This is a genomic window from Pseudomonas sp. 10C3 (assembly GCF_036346185.1).
Lineage (GTDB): Bacteria > Pseudomonadota > Gammaproteobacteria > Pseudomonadales > Pseudomonadaceae > Aquipseudomonas.
The window spans coordinates 170699-186439 of the sequence record NZ_JASJVE010000006.1; the positions used below are offsets into that span (position 1 = coordinate 170699).

A 15741-nucleotide genomic window follows, 5' to 3' on the forward strand; every position below is an offset into this window, starting at 1 on the left:
TTATTGTTTTTGTATCTTCCGGAGGCAAGGAAGACTGTGAACTGATTACAACGGTCTGAGGGAGAGATGACAAATCCTGCACTGCACTCAAACTGATACTTTTTTGCACTCATGGCGCAAACGGAAATGCATTGAAATATCGCTCCGGCATAGCGTCGGGCGGTTTCAGCGTAGTTGAAGGGGGCGAAGGTGGGGTGAATCAGTACAGGTTTTGTTCGGTCAGTCGCTGGACGGCCAAACGACGATAGTGCGAGGGCGTCATGCCTTTGAGCTGCTGAAAACGCCGATTAAAATTGGAAATATTATTGAAACCGGACTCGAAACACACATCGGTCACCGGTTTATTGCCATCCGCCAGCAGCTCGCAGGATTTACTGACGCGCAGGCGATTGACGAACTCGACGAAGCAACGGCCAGTCGCCTGCTTGAACACCCTGGAAAAATACGTCGGTTTCATGCCCAGATACTCGGCGACCTCTTCAAGAGGCAGCTCGCGCGCGTAATGAGCGAAGATGTAATCCACGGCGCGGTTGGTGCGGTCGATGCTGTGTTCATCGGCCAATTGCGGCGAGGTCGTGCCAGAGAGCAGTTGGACGTCATCACTCGCGGCCAGAAGCTCCAGCAATATGAAAAAATGCCCCAGCCGGCTGATACCCCTGCTGTCGGCGATTTTTTGCATCAGCTTCATCGCCTGACGGATCGTGCGTTTGCAGCGAAACTCGATTCCGTATTGTGCGCGCTCCAGCAGTGGGGTCAGGGTCTTGAGTTCGGAAAACACCTGGTTGCCGCTCTCGAACAACTCGTCGGTGAAATTCACCAGCATGTCGCGTTTGACCACCACTTCGTCTTCGCCGACCTGACTGATCCAGTTATGTGGCAGGTTCGGCCCGGTCAAAAACAGGCTTTCAGGGTAGAAGTTACCGATGTAATCGCCGATGAACACCTTGCCCGAACTGGCGACGATCAGATGCAGCTCGTATTCCTTGTGAAAATGCCAGCGCACCAAAGGACAGGGAAAACCATGCTCGCGATAAATGATCGACAGCCCGTTATGGTCGTCCATCAGTTCGTAGGAGGGGTCGGTTATTCTTGTTGTTTTGGTCATGCACTGGTCGTCGATGGTGATTCGCTCAGGTCCTAATGTGCACTATTTGGCTGAGCGGTAACATGGACTTAACAAAGGGTCGTATGAAAGGGTACGAAATGAGGATGACCGTGGTTTTGGATGTGGGCTCATGAAGAACATTCTGCTGATCGGCATTGGTGCGGGTAATCCAGAACACATCACGGTTCAGGCCATTAACGCGCTGAACCGGACGAACGTGTTTTTCATCCTGGACAAAGGCTATGCCAACGACGATCTATTGCGTTTGAGGAAGGAGATTTGCCAGCGCTACATGACGCGCGACGACTACCGCGTGGTGCAGGTGCAGGATCCGCAGCGCGAAGACGATCCTCAGTCCTATCAGGCGGGCATCGAGTATTGGCATGAGCAGCGCGCGGTGTTGTTCGAGCAACTGATTGGCGATGAAGTGGCTGAGGGGGAGGTTGGCGCGTTTTTGATCTGGGGCGATCCGTCGCTGTATGACAGCACTTTGCGGATACTCGACCGGGTACTGGAGCGCGGCGCGCAGTCGTTTGAGTATCAGGTCATTCCGGGCATTACCAGCGTTCAGGCGTTGGTCGCCCAGCACCGGATACCGTTGAACCGCATTGGCGAGCCAATCCAGATCACCACCGGCCGGCGACTGGCGCAGAGCCCGGAGGGGGATATCGATAACGTCGTGGTGATGCTCGATGCCCATTGCACGTTTGACACCCTGACCGACACAGATTTGCACATCTACTGGGGTGCGTATCTGGGCACCCCGGATGAAATCCTGATCACAGGAAAACTCAAGGACGTCAGTGCTGAAATTCGCCGCGTCCGCGAAGCTGCCAGGCGCGAGAAAGGGTGGATCATGGATACATATTTGTTGCGTAGACCACGCTGAGGCCTTCGCCCGCAAGCTGGCGAAGAAAATACCCGGATATCAAACTGAAGTTCGATTCTTGGCTTCGATCCATTGCGCCATGTATTGGGTACTTTTGTGGTGGTGGTGACGTAGCATGGCACCGGTGAAGTTGTCGGTTCGATGCTGCTGCAGGGTTTGGCGGCAGGCCTCAATCCGCGCAATCAGGCTCGCGCAGTGCTGCTCGTACTGATAGCGCGCACTCACTATCGCCCAGCCATTGGCTTGCGCCTGTGCCCACAGGGTTTTGTCCCGATAGAGCTCGACGGCTGCAGCAGCGATGGCGCTGGCGCTACTGGCTATCGCGCCCGGCCATGGCAGGTCGCCGGCCATGGCTTCAGCGCCGATAGGCGTGGTGACATTCGGGGTGCCGCAGAGCATGGCGTCGACGATCTTGCCTTTGATGCCAGCACCAAACCGCAAGGGTGCCAGACAGACTCGCGCACCGGACATCACCTCCAGTGCATCTTCCGCCCAGTTCATGACATGAAACCCCTGTGCTGCGTTGTGCAGGGCAGTGGCTTTGGGGGGGGTGTAGGCCCCGTAGATGTGCAGTTGCGCAGACGGTAGCTGTTGGCGAATCAGTGGCCAGATCGCATTTTTCATCCATAACACCGCATCCCAGTTCGGCGCGTGGCGAAAGTTACCGATGCTGAGGAAATGCGCGCGGTCTTCGAAAGGTCGCGCAGTGGTCGGTGTGCCATTGAGCATCAGTGGGCACCAATGCAGTAATGCCATGGGGAGCTTGAACTGATCGACGAGCAGATCGATTTCTACATCGGAGATCATCAGGCTGATGTCGGAGCGATAGATCGCGGCAATTTCGCGCTGAGCCAGGTCACTGGCCGCCATGTACGGGAAAATAGCTTGAGGTGAGGCACTGAAAAATTCATAAAAATCATCAAGATCAGAGTCTTTCTTTAGGTGATTCTTGAGTAGTTGATGCCGAGCGTCGCGCAGGCTTTGCAGGTCTGAGGTTTCGAGAATGCGCAGCGCGTCGGGGCAATGCTTCTCCACGCGCCAGGCAAATTGTTCTTCCATCATGAAACGGTCGAACAGCACGATGTCTGGCTTGAGTTCAGTGATGAACACATCGAAGCTGCTGTTATTGAGTTCGATGCTGACTTCGGCAATGCCGAGAGCGGCGAGATCAGCTTTGTGTTCGCCTTCGCTCGCAGGGCTGCTGAAGGTGATTTGCCAGCCTTGACTCAGGAAGCACTCGATCAACTGTATCATGTGACCACCCGCTGCCGACGAGCGCGGTTCTGGCCAGACATAACCAATGATGAGCACGTGGGTGGGAGTGCTTGAGTGGGGCAGGCTCATGGGAGGGGGTTCTGGGTGATCGAGGGGCGTAATTAAACCACAGGTTTTGGGAGGCATCACCGATACGCCGAAAGCGCGACAAAAAAAGCATCGACCCCTTGAGGGGGCGATGCTGTTTGTGATTACTCAGTCTTGAGTTTGCGCCAGTCGTCGGAGCCCGAAGTGCCGCTGACTTCATGGGTCCAGGAGATTTTGCGATAGGTGAAGTAGACGTCTTCAAGGTGAGTGAAGTGCGACTGTTTCGGGTCCTGGCAGTTTGGCATGTGCGAATGCACTTCAACGATCAGTGCATCGTCCAGTTCGATGGTGAAGTAGTGCTGTTGAGTGCCCTCTGCCGAGGTGCGGAACCACTCCAGGCGGCATTTGCTCAGGAGTTCGCCGGAGGTCAAAGCCGCGAAAATCAAAGGCGAGGACTTGTCGAACACCTTGGTGATCATCAGAGGTTTGTGTACGCGTTGGCCGGTCGGTTGGCCGGATTGAGGGTCGCGTGGAATGATGATTTGATGGTCGAAGGCTTGAACCAGGATTTGGTCTTCATGACCTTCCTGATAGATGTTGCCGACCGAGTCCTGGGTAAAAGTGCCTGCGGTGATCAGGCCCTGTTTGGTGCCTTCGATCTTTAAATACGCGGGTGTTGGCATGAAACGCTCCTTTCAGGATAAACAGAGGGTGTCCGTAAAAACTAATGCGTTGCGGACGCTGTTTCATCTATCAAAAGCCATGCCGTAAAATATAAATTGATATAAATCATATGGATAGCTTTATTAGTTAAAGCTATTTAGAGATTTATGGTGGGCATTTAACCCCGGTTGAGCAAGTTCTTGCTCATGCCGACGGAGCATCCTGCGCATAGGATAAGGGCCCTTGGAAACCGGATCAGACAAGTTTTCGGGGTAGTGGCGGGTTTGGGTTGTGCAGGAAATTGCGTATCAGGCCTTTTGGCCCAAAATCCCCTTCACCTTGCTTCGCAACTGATCGATGGAGAACGGTTTGCCGATGACGTCCATACCTTCCTGCACTTCGATACTTTCTGCATACCCACTGGCGAACAGCACGGGCAGGCTGGGGCGTAATTTCCGGGCCTCGGTCGCCAGATCGCGGCCATTCATATCGGGTAGTCCCTGATCAGTCATCAGCAGATCTATGACTTTCTGACCGTCGCCCAGGTGGGCGAGCGCGTCTTTACCGTCAGCGGCTTCGAGCACGCTGTAATCCAGCTCTTCAAGTACGTCGACGATCAACATGCGTACGATGTTGTCGTCTTCGACCACGAGGATGGTGCTGGTGGGTGCGGACATAAAATGTTCCCTGAAAAAAGACAATAATTCGCAGCTGATTGTTTCTGACAGCATGTTAATGAGTATGTAAATGATAGCGACAAGTTCCCTCTAGCAGGAAAAACTATCCATTTGGGTTCCTTTCTGCTCTTTTTTCACCCTGATGAGATTTTTTGTAGGCCGTTTCATGGTGCTGTGCCTGAATTTTCTGCTTCATGTGCTAGAAAAACAGTCTTTTGCAGATGTTTCCTGCAGACTCTGTCGTTTCGATGAATTCGCCCGGACCTTTTGATGAACCCTCCGTCTTCGATTGACGAGCAACGCTTCCGTAAAATGTTGGGCCGCAACATCAGTCTGCCGTTGGGTGTCGGTGTGCTGAGCGCTGTTTTTTTTATCTCTCTGATTACCTATTTATTGACGGTGATCCAGTGGGTCGAACACACCGACCGCGTGATCAACAACGCCAATCATTCGCTCCGGCTGTCCATCGATATGGAAACGGGCATGCGCGGCTTTCTGCTCACGGGTGATGAGCACTTTCTCGATCCCTATGAAGTCGCCAAACCTGGGGTGGTGGCTGAACTCAAAAGTCTGGACCAACTGGTTGCCGATAACCCTCAGCAACTGGATCGCTTGAGGCGTCTGTCTGCCCTGCAGGATGAATGGAACGATTTTGCCCAGGAAATGATCACGTTGCGCCGAAAAAATGGTGATTATCAATCGGCTATTGCCGCCGGTCGAGGCAAGCGTCTGACCGACGAAATTCGCAGCGAATATGATCAGATCGTGGCGATCGAGCAGCAACTGCGCATCACTCGCAACGAAGACGTCACGCACACCACGATTCTCACAGTGACCTTGTATTTGATTTTTGTGGTGCTGATCAGCGGCTTCCTGGCCTACATAGGCCGGCGCGATATGTTTGCGTTATCAAAAAGTTACCTTGAGAACCTGAAGCTGCAAGAGAATAACGCTCAGCGCTTGCAACACGTGGCGTGGCTGCGCAACGGGCAAAGCGAGCTGGCAGAACAAGTGTTGGGGCAGCTGACATTGAACGTGCTGGGCCGCAATGTGTTGCAGTTTTTTGCCCAATACCTGGGCTCTGTCGTGGCCGCGATGTATGTCCGTCAGGAACATGGTGGCTTCACGCGTGTGGCATCTTACGGGTTTTCCCGCGAGCAGGAACAGCACGAGCAGTCGATCTACGGCGGCGAGGGCGTTATCGGTCAGGCTGCGCTGCAAGACAAGATCATCACCCTGGACGATGTGCCGGGTGATTACTTCAAAGTCAGCTCGGGTCTGGGCGATGGTTCGCCGCGTAGTGTCCTGATCGTGCCAACCAGCAATGACGACCAGGTCAATGGCGTGATCGAGTTGGGTTTTTTGCGGGCCTTGACCGAACGCGATGTCGAGTTTCTCGAGGTGATTTCCGACAACATCGGCACCTCGATTGAAGCGGCACGTTACCGCCAGCGCTTGCAGGACGTACTCGCCGGAACCCAGCAGCTCAATGAAGAACTGCAGGTGCAGCAGGAAGAGCTTAAAGCCGCTAACGAAGAGCTTGAACAACAGTCACACATCCTCAAGGAGTCTCAGTCCCATCTGGAAACCCAGCAGGCAGCTCTTGAGCAAACCAATGAGCAGTTAGCCGAACAGGGCCAAGCCCTGGCCGATCAGCGTGATGCGTTGGACCGCAACAACGAAGAGTTGAATATTGCGCAGGTTGAACTTGAAGCAAGAGCTGAAGAGCTGCAACGCTCCAGCAAATACAAGTCTGAATTCCTTGCCAATATGTCTCATGAGTTGCGAACGCCGCTTAACAGCTCACTGATTCTGGCGAAACTGCTGGCGGAAAACCCGACAGAGAACCTGACGGCCGAGCAGGTCAAATTCGCCGAGTCTATCTATTCGGCAGGCAACGATCTGCTGAACTTGATCAACGACATTCTCGACATCTCCAAGGTCGAAGCCGGCAAGCTCGACATGCGCCCGGAAACTACCAGTGTGGCGCGGTTGGTCGAAGGCCTGCGGGGTATGTTTCAACCCATGGCCGCAGACAAGAAACTCGACTTTCAAGTCGAATTACAGGCGGGCGCGCCAACGCTGCTGTTTACTGATCGCCAGCGCCTGGAGCAAGTACTGAAAAACCTGTTGTCCAACGCGATCAAGTTCACTGAGCGCGGCAGTGTCAGTTTGACCGTATCGCGGCAGCCGGGCGAGGGCATTACCTTCACCGTGCGCGACACTGGCATCGGCATCGCCGAAGAGCATCAGGAAAGCATTTTCGAGGCATTCCGCCAAGCCGACGGCACCACCAATCGGCGTTACGGTGGCACCGGCCTTGGGCTGTCGATTTCCCGCGATCTGGCCAAATTGCTGGGTGGCTCGATCTCCGTCACCAGTGCGCCAGAGCAGGGCAGCATTTTCACCTTGGTGGTGCCTGAGCAATACGTTGAGCAGGTCCAACTCGAATATGGCGAACAGCCGGTCGCGGTCGCAGCACCTGTCATGGTGATGCCACCGGTCATCCCCGTTGTAGTGAAGGTTCCGACACTGCCAGCTATTCCAGACTTTGCCGATGATCGCGACAAGGCACCGTTCAGTACCCGCTGCATGCTGGTGATCGAGGATGAGGTCAGTTTCGCGCAGATTCTTTACGATCTGGCTCACGAATTGGGTTATCAATGCCTGGTGGCCCATGCCGCTGACGAAGGGTTCAACCTGGCGGCACAGTTCATACCTGACGCGATCCTGCTGGACATGCGTCTACCGGATCACTCGGGTCTGACCGTGCTACAGCGCTTGAAAGAACTGGCGCCGACCCGACATATTCCGGTCCACGTGATCTCTGTAGAGGATCGCCAGGAAGCCGCGATGCACATGGGGGCCATCGGTTATGCGGTCAAACCGACCACCCGTGAAGAATTGAAGGATGTTTTCGCCAAGCTCGAGGCCAAGCTGACCCAGAAAGTCAAGCGCATCCTGCTGGTGGAAGACGACGCCCTGCAACGCGACAGTATCGCGCGATTGATTGGCGACGATGACATCGAGATAACCGCCGTCGGGTTCGCTCAGGATGCGTTGGATCTGCTGCGGGATAACGTCTACGACTGCATGATCATCGACCTGAAACTGCCTGACATGCTTGGCAACGACCTGCTCAAGCGCATGTCCACCGACGACATCTGCTCGTTTCCGCCCGTGATCGTCTACACCGGGCGCAATCTGACCCGGGATGAAGAAGCCGAGCTGCTCAAGTATTCCCGCTCGATCATCATCAAAGGTGCGCGTTCGCCCGAGCGTTTGCTGGATGAGGTGACGCTGTTCCTGCATAAAGTCGAATCGAAACTGTCCAGCGAACGCCAGAAAATGCTCAGGACCGCCCGCAGTCGAGACAAGGTGTTTGAGGGCCGTAAAATCCTGGTGGTCGATGATGACGTGCGTAACATCTTCGCGCTGACCAGTGCCCTGGAGCACAAAGGCGCGGTCGTTGAAATCGCTCGTAATGGTCGAGAGGCCATCAACAAGCTTAATGATGTCGACGACATCGACCTGGTGTTGATGGATGTGATGATGCCCGAGATGGACGGCTACGAAGCGACCGTGGAAATTCGCAAGGATCCACGCTGGCGCAAGCTGCCGATTATCGCGGTGACGGCCAAAGCCATGAGAGACGATCAGGAACGCTGCCTGCAGGCGGGCTCCAATGATTACCTGGCCAAGCCCATTGACCTTGACCGTTTGTTTTCGTTGATTCGCGTATGGCTGCCAAAAATGGAACGGTTCTGATTCATTGAACGTATCAGGCATTGAAGCCACTAAGTTGACTCCTGGAACCGAGTATCTGGATTTGTGCCATGTCGTTTGAGCGAAACACCGAAATTGAATTGCGTCTGTTAATGGAGGCGATTTACCTCAAATACAGTTACGACTTTCGTGATTACTCTGGAGCCTCGGTCAAGCGTCGGGTCAATCATGCGTTGCGTCAGTTCGATTGCAAGACCATCTCGGCGTTGCAGGAGCGCGTGCTACATGACCCATTAGCGTTCATGCAGCTCTTGCAGTTCCTGACTATCCCGGTCAGCGAAATGTTTCGCGATCCTGGGCATTTCCTGGCGATTCGTCAGGAGGTAGTGCCGCTGCTCAAAACATACCCTTCGATCAAGATCTGGATCGCCGGTTGCAGTACAGGGGAGGAGGTCTACTCCATGGCGATCCTGTTGCGCGAGGAGGGTCTGCTTGATCGAACCATCATCTACGCGACTGACATTAACCCCAGTTCGCTGGAGAAGGCGAAGATGGGCATATTCTCCCTGGAGAATATTCGTGCGTACACCGAGAACTATCAACGGGCGGGCGGGCAGCGGGCGTTTTCCGACTATTACACGGCGGCGTATGACCACGCTATTTTCGATAAGACCCTGCGCGAGAACGTCACGTTCGCCGATCACAGCCTGGCAACTGATAGTGTGTTTTCAGAAACCCAGTTAATTTCATGCCGTAACGTACTGATTTATTTTAATAAGAAACTTCAAGATCGGGCATTTGGGCTGTTTCACGATTCGCTCTGCCATCGGGGCTTTCTGGTACTGGGCAGCAAGGAAACACTCGATTTTTCCGCCTATAGCAAAAATTTTGAAACATTCGTCAAACAGGAGCGGATCTACCGTAAGTCATGAATACGACTGAACAATACCGCCACTTGCCCATTCGCGCGCTGCCTCTTGTCGATGCCATTGTCATCGGGGCGTCGGCTGGCGGCGTGGATGCCTTGATGAAGATTTTCTCTGCGTTGACGCCAGGCTTTGCTTTGCCAATTATCACGGTCTTGCATTTACTTGATGAGCGCCGCAGTCATTTGGCTGAAATTTTTCAGCGGCGCCTGCCTATCACGGTCAAAGAAGTCGATGACAAAGAGATAATTGTTCCTGGCACGTTGTATTTCGCCGCTCCCGGCTATCACGTGTCTGTGGAAGAAGATTTCAGCCTGTCACTGAGCCGGGAAGAGCGCATCTACCATTCACGTCCCAGCATCGACATCCTTTTTGAGTCGGCCGCTGATGCCTATGGACCTCGGCTGGCCGGGGTGTTGCTGACCGGGGCCAATCAGGACGGTGCTCGAGGATTGGCTATGATCAAGCATCACGGCGGATTCACTGTGGTTCAAGATCCCCGGCTGGCTCATGCACCCACCATGCCCGAAGCAGCGTTGGCGTTACATATGCCGAATCATATCCTGCCGTTGCACGACATTGGCCAATTGCTAATCGAGCTGGAAAGAACCGCATGCTAAGTGAAATCCAAGCCAACCTGCTGATCGTCGATGATCTACCGGAAAACCTGCTAGCGCTTGAGGCATTGATCAAGCGTGAAGGCCGCACGGTCTTTAAAGCCCTGTCTGCTGATGAGGCACTTTCGCTGTTGCTGCAGCATGAGTTCGCTCTGGCCATTCTCGATGTGCAAATGCCAGGAATGAACGGCTTCGAACTGGCTGAGCTGATGCGCAGTACCGAGAGAACCAAAAATATTCCTATCGTGTTTGTCAGTGCCGCCGGTCGTGAGTTGAATTACGCATTCAAGGGCTACGAAAGTGGCGCGGTGGACTTTCTGCACAAACCGCTGGATATCCATGCGGTGAAGAGCAAGGTCAATGTATTTGTCGACCTTTATCGTCAACGCAAGGCGATGAAGCAGCAGGTCGAAGCCCTTGAACAGAGCCGCCACGAGCAGGAAGCTTTGCTTAAGCAGCTTCAGTCCACCCAGAACGAGCTTGAGCATGCAGTGCGCATGCGCGATGACTTCATGTCGGTTGTTTCTCACGAAGTGCGCACCCCGCTTAACGGGCTTATCCTGGAAACCCAGCTGCGCAAACTGCACTTGACCAAGGGCAACGTTGCTGCGTTTACCCTGGACAAACTGAGCGCCATGGTCGATCGCGATGAGCGGCAAATCAAGAGTTTGATTCGTTTGATCGAGGATATGCTGGATGTCTCACGCATTCGTACCGGTAAGTTGTCGATTCGTCCCAGTCGTTTCGATCTGGTGCAACTGGTCAGCAACCTTCTGGAGAGCTTCTCCGCGCAGATATCGAACGCTGAGTCGACGTTGTCTTTTACGGGCGAAGGGCCGGTCATAGGGACCTGGGATGAGTTTCGTATCGAGCAGGTGGTTGTGAACCTGCTGACCAACGCACTGCGCTATGGTTCACATAACCCGATCGACGTGCGGGTGTATTGCGAAGGCGGGCAGGCGCGGGTGGATGTGCTTGATCACGGTATTGGTGTCAGCGAAGAAAACCAAAAACGAATTTTTCAGCAGTTTGAGCGGGTATCGGCCAATCATGTCATCGCCGGATTGGGCTTGGGCTTGTTTATTTCCGAGCAGATCGTCGCCGCCCATGGTGGGTCGATCAGCGTAGATAGCGAGGAGGGTAAGGGATCGTTGTTCAGGGTGAGCCTGCCGCTTTAAAAGCTGTTGGCAATTATCCGACGTACAGCGCAACCTACGCCGCGCGCCATGGTCGTAGTGGCAGCTATTTAGAGATATAAGGCACCCCATGAGCTCTGATGCAGAAGATGTCGTACTCATCGTCGAAGACGAACCGCTGATCCTGATGTTGCTCGCCGATTATCTATCGGGCGAGGGCTACCGGGTATTGAAAGCCGAAAATGGCGAACAGGCGTTTGAGATACTGGCGACCAAACCTCACCTGGATTTGATGATCACTGATTACCGCCTGCCGGGTGGTGTATCGGGGGTGATGATTGCTGACCCCGCGGTGAAGCTGCGACCTGAATTAAAGGTGATTTTCATCAGTGGCTACCCCGCCGAAATCCTGGAGTCCGGCAGCCCCATCGCTCTCAAGGCGCCAATCCTGGCCAAGCCGTTCACGATGGACAACCTGCATACGCAGATTAAAAAACTGCTGGCGTGATTGAGTGGTTGTGATGCTGGTATACCCAATTTCATTACGCCTCAACGGCCTCTTTGCGTGCTCGGACACCCATCCCGAAATACTCTCGTGTCTTCATCTTGCAGCATCGGATTGCTTTCTCCTGAACGATGTGGCGCTCGGCGCAGTACGCCTTGATCCTGGTGATTCGAACGGTCTTACTTCGCGCCGCCGAATGGGTTTTTGTCCTGCAAATGGCATAACCGCAGCCTTACGGCTGGTAACGCGTGCTTGTTATAGTCTGAGCACCATTACAACCAAAAAATGTGAGTATTTTCGAAGATGACAACCGTGTCCGATTACCAGGCTTTCCACGTCGAACTGACCGATAACATCGCTCACGTGCAGATTAATCGGCCGGAAAAGGTCAATTCAATGAACGCCGCGTTCTGGAGCGAAATCATTGATATTTTCCAGTGGATCGATGAAACGGATGAAGTGCGCGTCGTGGTCCTGAGTGGCGCTGGCAAACACTTCTCCTCGGGTATCGACTTGATGATGCTGGCATCGGTTGCCACTGAACTGGGCAAAGATGCGGGGCGAAATGCACGCTTGCTACGGCGCAAAATTCTGCAGCTTCAGGCCTCGTTCAATGCCGTGGACAGCTGTCGCAAACCGGTATTGGCGGCAGTTCAGGGATACTGCCTGGGCGGTGCCATCGATTTGATTGCAGCGTGTGATATGCGTTACGCCGCTGAAGATGCACAATTCTCGATCAAGGAAATCGACATGGGCATGGCGGCGGATGTGGGTACTTTGCAGCGCCTGCCGCGTATCATCGGCGACGGTATGCTGCGCGAACTGGCCTACACCGGGCGTACCATGGGTGCAGAAGAAGCGCGCAGCATCGGCCTGGTCAATCGCACGTTCGTCGACACGCAGAGCCTGCTTGACGGCGTGATGGCCATTGCTGGTGAAATTGCCAGTAAGTCGCCGATCGCTATTGCCGGGACCAAGGAAATGATCAGCTACATGCGTGACCATCGGATTGATGACGGCCTTGAATACGTCGCCACGTGGAACGCGGCAATGCTGCAATCAGCGGACCTTCGGTTGGCCATGGCCGCGCATATGAGCAAACAAAAAGCTGTCTTCGATAACTAAAGCATTCAATCATGAAGGCCGACTGGAACACTGAGCTGCAAGCGATCACCCAGACGTGCGCAAGCAGAGGAGATTATTCATGACACGCCCAAGGCGCTGGACAACGGCCGTACTGGATATCCAGGTCAGCGGCGGTTGGGCTGTGGTTCACAGTACCCAGGGATTTCTGCTCGACGGCAACGGCGTGATGTTCCCAAGGGAATGGCTCAAGCGTCAGGACTTGCCGTTGCTCAGCGAACACGGCATCGGCCATTTCGATGGTGAGCCGGTCTACCTGCTGGTGCTCAAACATCCGGTGGACGTCGAGGGTTGTACCTGGCAAGGCCTGCGTCAGTTCATGCTGGAAGGAGACTTCGACGTTTACAGAAAACTCGGCTATGCCGCACAGATAGGCACATGGGCGCGGGAGCATCGGTTCTGTGGCAGCTGTGGCCAAGCGATGCAGCAAGTGCCGGGTGAGCGTGCCATGTACTGCGAACACTGTGATTTGCGCCATTACCCGCGTATTTCGCCGAGCATGATCGTGCTGATCACTCGTGGCGATGAAATCCTGTTGGCACGCTCGCCGCGTTTTGTGCCGGGCGTCTACAGCACCCTGGCGGGGTTCGCTGAGCCTGGGGAGTCTGCGGAGGATTGCGTACGCCGCGAAGTGATGGAAGAGGTGCAGTTGGAGGTCAAGAACATCCAGTACATGGGCAGTCAGTGTTGGCCGTTCCCGCACTCGATGATGCTGGGCTTCCATGCCGAGTACGCGGGAGGCGAAATCGTTCCCCAACTGGATGAGATCGAAGATGCGCGCTGGTTCGACATCAATGATCTGCCGCCGTTACCGGCCCACCGCTCCATCGCGCGCTACTTGATCGATCTGTATCTGGCCAGGCGTTCAGGCGCCGCTGAACCAGTGTTGCCAGGCTAGGCGCACAGTCAGTCCCAGCACCACGATAATGAAAACCGGGCGGATAAATTTTGCGCCGCCCTGAATCGCGGTACGAGCGCCAAAGAAGGCCCCGATCATCAGCGACGAACCCATGCTCAGGCCGATCAGCCAGTCTACCTGGCCAGAGAAGATGAACACTGACAGCGCCGCAGCATTGCTGACGAAGTTCATGCTGCGCGCCACACCGCTGGCCTTCACCAGATCCAGAGGGTAGAGCAGCAGACTGCTGACGGTCCAGAATGCACCCGTGCCCGGCCCGGCGACACCGTCATAAAATCCTAATCCCAGGCCTTGCGGCAGTTGCCACTTCTTCTTGATGGGCGCGTCGCTGTCCAGCGGTGCCTTGGGTGTGCCACCGAACAATAGGTAAAGGCCGCAACCGAACACAATCACCGGGAGCATCTGGTTGATCCACTCAGCGGGCAGGTAATGCGCAACCACCGCACCAATCGATGCCCCGACTGCCGTGCCAATCAACGCGTGAATCCATTGCTTGGGGTCGAACAGCTTGCGTCGGAAAAAGGTGTAGCTGGCCATCGCCGAACCGAAGGTCGAACTGAGTTTGTTGGTGCCAAGGACCAGATGCGGTGGGAGACCGGCAGTCATCAGGGCAGGGGTGGTCAACAAGCCACCACCACCGGCGATCGCATCAATGAACCCTGCGACAAAAGCAACGACTGCAAGAATGGCGAGGGTGGTCAGGTCAACACTGAGTTCAAAAGGCATGCGAGGGATCGACTTATACGGCTTGGGCAGAATGGCTGCTCCAGAAGGCGACCATTTTACGCATAACGGGTGATAAATCGATGTATCGGTTCGACCGCGCCAAGCCATTCGCGAATGAATTCGTTCCCACACAACGTGCAGGAAAAGCGCTTACAGCTCATCAATCCTGACCCAACGCTGCTCTGCCGCCGCCAGGCGAATAGCTGCGGCTAAACGTTCTACTTGCCAAGCCTCTTCGAAATCAGGCCCTTCATTGCCATGACCGCAGACCGCCTGAATCAATGCATGCACTTCCAGCGTCTTGAGTTCGTTGTACCCCAACTGATGCCCAGGTGCGGGACAGAAGGCTGCATAACCGGGCAGTGTTGGTCCTGCGAGTATCCGCTGAAACCCGTCTTGCCCTGGGCGGTAAACCTGCAGCTCATTGAGTCGCTCCTGATCAAACGCAAGGGTGCCCCGTGTGCCGCTGATCTCGAAACTCAGGTGGTTTTTGTAGCCGTGCTTGAGCCAGCTGCTGCTGAACGTGCCGCGAGCGCCGTTGGCGAAGCGCAACAAGGCATGGGTCTGATCGTCGACGGCGATGGTGCGCTGTTCGCTGCTGCCCACGGCAACCGGACGTTGGGCGTGCACAGTATGAGAGTCGGCACATACCGCGTCGATGTCGCCGAGCAGGTGACGGGCCAGCGCCAGCAAATGGCTGCCCAGGTCTGCCAGCGCGCCCCCTGCGTGGGCAGCTTCACAGCGCCATGACCAAGGCGTTGCTGGATCCCCCATGAACTCTTCGCTGAACTCTCCCTGAAAGCCGATGATTTCGCCCAGCTCGCCGTCTGCGATCATCTGTCGCGCCAGACCGATGATGGGGTTGTGCTGGTAGTTGTAACCCACCCGCGTGACCACACCCGCAGCTTGGGCGGCTCGACGCATTTCACTCGCTTGACCGAGGCTGATCGCCAGGGGTTTTTCGCAATACACCGCTTTGCCGGCTGCCAGTGCCGCCATGGCCATGGGGTAGTGCAAGTGATTCGGTGTGGTGATCGCCACCAGGTGCACGCCGGGATCGTTGATCAATGATTGCCAGTCACCGTGAGCATGAGCGAAGCCCCAGTCGTTGGCGCATCGCTCGGCACGTGCGGCATCAGCATCGGCCAGTGCAGCGAGATGCACCTGCACGGGCAGTTGAAACGCGGCGCTCACATTGCGAAAGGCCAAGGCATGGGCACGCCCCATGAAGCCAGTGCCGATCAGGCCAATGCCCAGTGTGGGCAGAGCAGATGAGGGTACATAAGATTCGCGCATGACAAAGTCCGGTTAGAGTTGTTGTGCGGAAAATATATTCTTAAATCATTTTTTATGGAATATATATTCTTTTAGTGAGTCGTAAAAAAACAGCCCGAAGGCTGTTTTTTT

General features: G+C 54.9%; 14 protein-coding genes. 8 read left to right on the forward strand and 6 right to left on the reverse strand.

Annotation, left to right across the window (positions count from 1 at the left end):
- Positions 1-199: 199 nt before the first annotated feature.
- Entirely contained in the window at positions 200-1105 is a 906-nt protein-coding gene (locus QN399_RS07805) for an AraC family transcriptional regulator (RefSeq protein WP_322179134.1), read from the reverse strand.
- A gap of 130 nt (positions 1106-1235) precedes the next feature.
- Here QN399_RS07805 and cobF point away from each other — a divergent pair, with 130 nt between their 5' ends.
- Positions 1236-1994 carry a precorrin-6A synthase (deacetylating) gene (gene cobF, locus QN399_RS07810; protein ID WP_322179135.1) on the forward strand — a complete coding sequence of 253 codons (759 nt, stop codon included), beginning with the start codon at positions 1236-1238 and terminating at the stop codon, positions 1992-1994.
- Positions 1995-2033: 39 nt separating this feature from the next.
- Here cobF and QN399_RS07815 read toward each other — a convergent pair whose 3' ends face one another.
- The 3 genes from QN399_RS07815 to QN399_RS07825 all read right to left on the reverse strand — a co-directional run bounded on the left by QN399_RS07815 (position 2034) and on the right by QN399_RS07825 (position 4636).
- The gene (locus QN399_RS07815; RefSeq protein ID WP_330200784.1) at positions 2034-3338 is read right to left on the reverse strand and encodes a glycosyltransferase; all 1305 of its coding nucleotides are present in this window, start codon (positions 3336-3338) and stop codon (positions 2034-2036) included.
- A gap of 122 nt (positions 3339-3460) precedes the next feature.
- Positions 3461-3979, reverse strand: coding sequence for an Hcp family type VI secretion system effector (locus QN399_RS07820; protein WP_322179137.1), 519 nt, complete (start codon positions 3977-3979; stop codon positions 3461-3463).
- A 288-nt stretch (positions 3980-4267) separates the two neighbouring features.
- Positions 4268-4636 carry a response regulator gene (locus QN399_RS07825; protein WP_322179138.1) on the reverse strand — a complete coding sequence of 123 codons (369 nt, stop codon included), beginning with the start codon at positions 4634-4636 and terminating at the stop codon, positions 4268-4270.
- Positions 4637-4906: 270 nt separating this feature from the next.
- On the opposite strand from QN399_RS07825, the gene QN399_RS07830 reads away from it, so the two are divergent.
- The 7 genes from QN399_RS07830 (at position 4907) to nudC (ending at position 13587) form a co-directional block, all read left to right on the forward strand.
- Positions 4907-8404 (forward strand): response regulator, encoded by a 3498-nt coding sequence (locus tag QN399_RS07830; protein ID WP_322179139.1) that lies wholly within the window; start codon positions 4907-4909, stop codon positions 8402-8404.
- Positions 8405-8472: 68 nt separating this feature from the next.
- Entirely contained in the window at positions 8473-9294 is an 822-nt protein-coding gene (locus QN399_RS07835; RefSeq protein WP_323565785.1) for a protein-glutamate O-methyltransferase CheR, read from the forward strand.
- Positions 9291-9908, forward strand: coding sequence for a chemotaxis protein CheB (locus QN399_RS07840; protein WP_322216507.1), 618 nt, complete (start codon positions 9291-9293; stop codon positions 9906-9908). The genes QN399_RS07835 and QN399_RS07840 overlap by 4 nt, the downstream gene beginning before the upstream one ends.
- Positions 9902-11083, forward strand: coding sequence for a hybrid sensor histidine kinase/response regulator (locus QN399_RS07845; protein WP_322179141.1), 1182 nt, complete (start codon positions 9902-9904; stop codon positions 11081-11083). Before QN399_RS07840 ends, QN399_RS07845 begins: the two co-directional genes overlap by 7 nt.
- Positions 11084-11171: 88 nt before the next feature.
- Positions 11172-11549, forward strand: coding sequence for a response regulator (locus QN399_RS07850; RefSeq protein WP_322179142.1), 378 nt, complete (start codon positions 11172-11174; stop codon positions 11547-11549).
- A 309-nt stretch (positions 11550-11858) separates the two neighbouring features.
- On the forward strand, positions 11859-12671 hold the full coding sequence (locus QN399_RS07855) for a crotonase/enoyl-CoA hydratase family protein (RefSeq protein WP_322179143.1): 813 nt from the start codon (positions 11859-11861) through the stop codon (positions 12669-12671).
- Between the two features lie 79 nt (positions 12672-12750).
- Positions 12751-13587 carry an NAD(+) diphosphatase gene (gene nudC, locus QN399_RS07860; protein WP_322179144.1) on the forward strand — a complete coding sequence of 279 codons (837 nt, stop codon included), beginning with the start codon at positions 12751-12753 and terminating at the stop codon, positions 13585-13587.
- On the opposite strand, the gene QN399_RS07865 is transcribed toward nudC, so the two are convergent.
- A complete protein-coding gene (locus QN399_RS07865; RefSeq protein WP_322179145.1) occupies positions 13555-14334 on the reverse strand; it encodes a TSUP family transporter in 780 nt (259 codons plus the stop codon). The genes nudC and QN399_RS07865 overlap by 33 nt on opposite strands.
- 150 nt (positions 14335-14484) lie before the next feature.
- The gene (locus QN399_RS07870; protein ID WP_322216504.1) at positions 14485-15630 is read right to left on the reverse strand and encodes a Gfo/Idh/MocA family oxidoreductase; all 1146 of its coding nucleotides are present in this window, start codon (positions 15628-15630) and stop codon (positions 14485-14487) included.
- Positions 15631-15741 lie beyond the last annotated feature (111 nt).

What these genes read in the sequence shown, in the direction of transcription:
- QN399_RS07805 (WP_322179134.1), bottom strand. Translation starts at nt 1,105, where the DNA reads ATGACCAAAACAACAAGAATAACCGACCCCTCCTACGAACTGATGGAC.
- cobF (WP_322179135.1), top strand. Translation starts at nt 1,236, where the DNA reads ATGAAGAACATTCTGCTGATCGGCATTGGTGCGGGTAATCCAGAACAC.
- QN399_RS07815 (WP_330200784.1), bottom strand. Translation starts at nt 3,338, where the DNA reads ATGAGCCTGCCCCACTCAAGCACTCCCACCCACGTGCTCATCATTGGT.
- QN399_RS07820 (WP_322179137.1), bottom strand. Translation starts at nt 3,979, where the DNA reads ATGCCAACACCCGCGTATTTAAAGATCGAAGGCACCAAACAGGGCCTG.
- QN399_RS07825 (WP_322179138.1), bottom strand. Translation starts at nt 4,636, where the DNA reads ATGTCCGCACCCACCAGCACCATCCTCGTGGTCGAAGACGACAACATC.
- QN399_RS07830 (WP_322179139.1), top strand. Translation starts at nt 4,907, where the DNA reads ATGAACCCTCCGTCTTCGATTGACGAGCAACGCTTCCGTAAAATGTTG.
- QN399_RS07835 (WP_323565785.1), top strand. Translation starts at nt 8,473, where the DNA reads ATGTCGTTTGAGCGAAACACCGAAATTGAATTGCGTCTGTTAATGGAG.
- QN399_RS07840 (WP_322216507.1), top strand. Translation starts at nt 9,291, where the DNA reads ATGAATACGACTGAACAATACCGCCACTTGCCCATTCGCGCGCTGCCT.
- QN399_RS07845 (WP_322179141.1), top strand. Translation starts at nt 9,902, where the DNA reads ATGCTAAGTGAAATCCAAGCCAACCTGCTGATCGTCGATGATCTACCG.
- QN399_RS07850 (WP_322179142.1), top strand. Translation starts at nt 11,172, where the DNA reads ATGAGCTCTGATGCAGAAGATGTCGTACTCATCGTCGAAGACGAACCG.
- nudC (WP_322179144.1), top strand. Translation starts at nt 12,751, where the DNA reads ATGACACGCCCAAGGCGCTGGACAACGGCCGTACTGGATATCCAGGTC.
- QN399_RS07865 (WP_322179145.1), bottom strand. Translation starts at nt 14,334, where the DNA reads ATGCCTTTTGAACTCAGTGTTGACCTGACCACCCTCGCCATTCTTGCA.
- QN399_RS07870 (WP_322216504.1), bottom strand. Translation starts at nt 15,630, where the DNA reads ATGCGCGAATCTTATGTACCCTCATCTGCTCTGCCCACACTGGGCATT.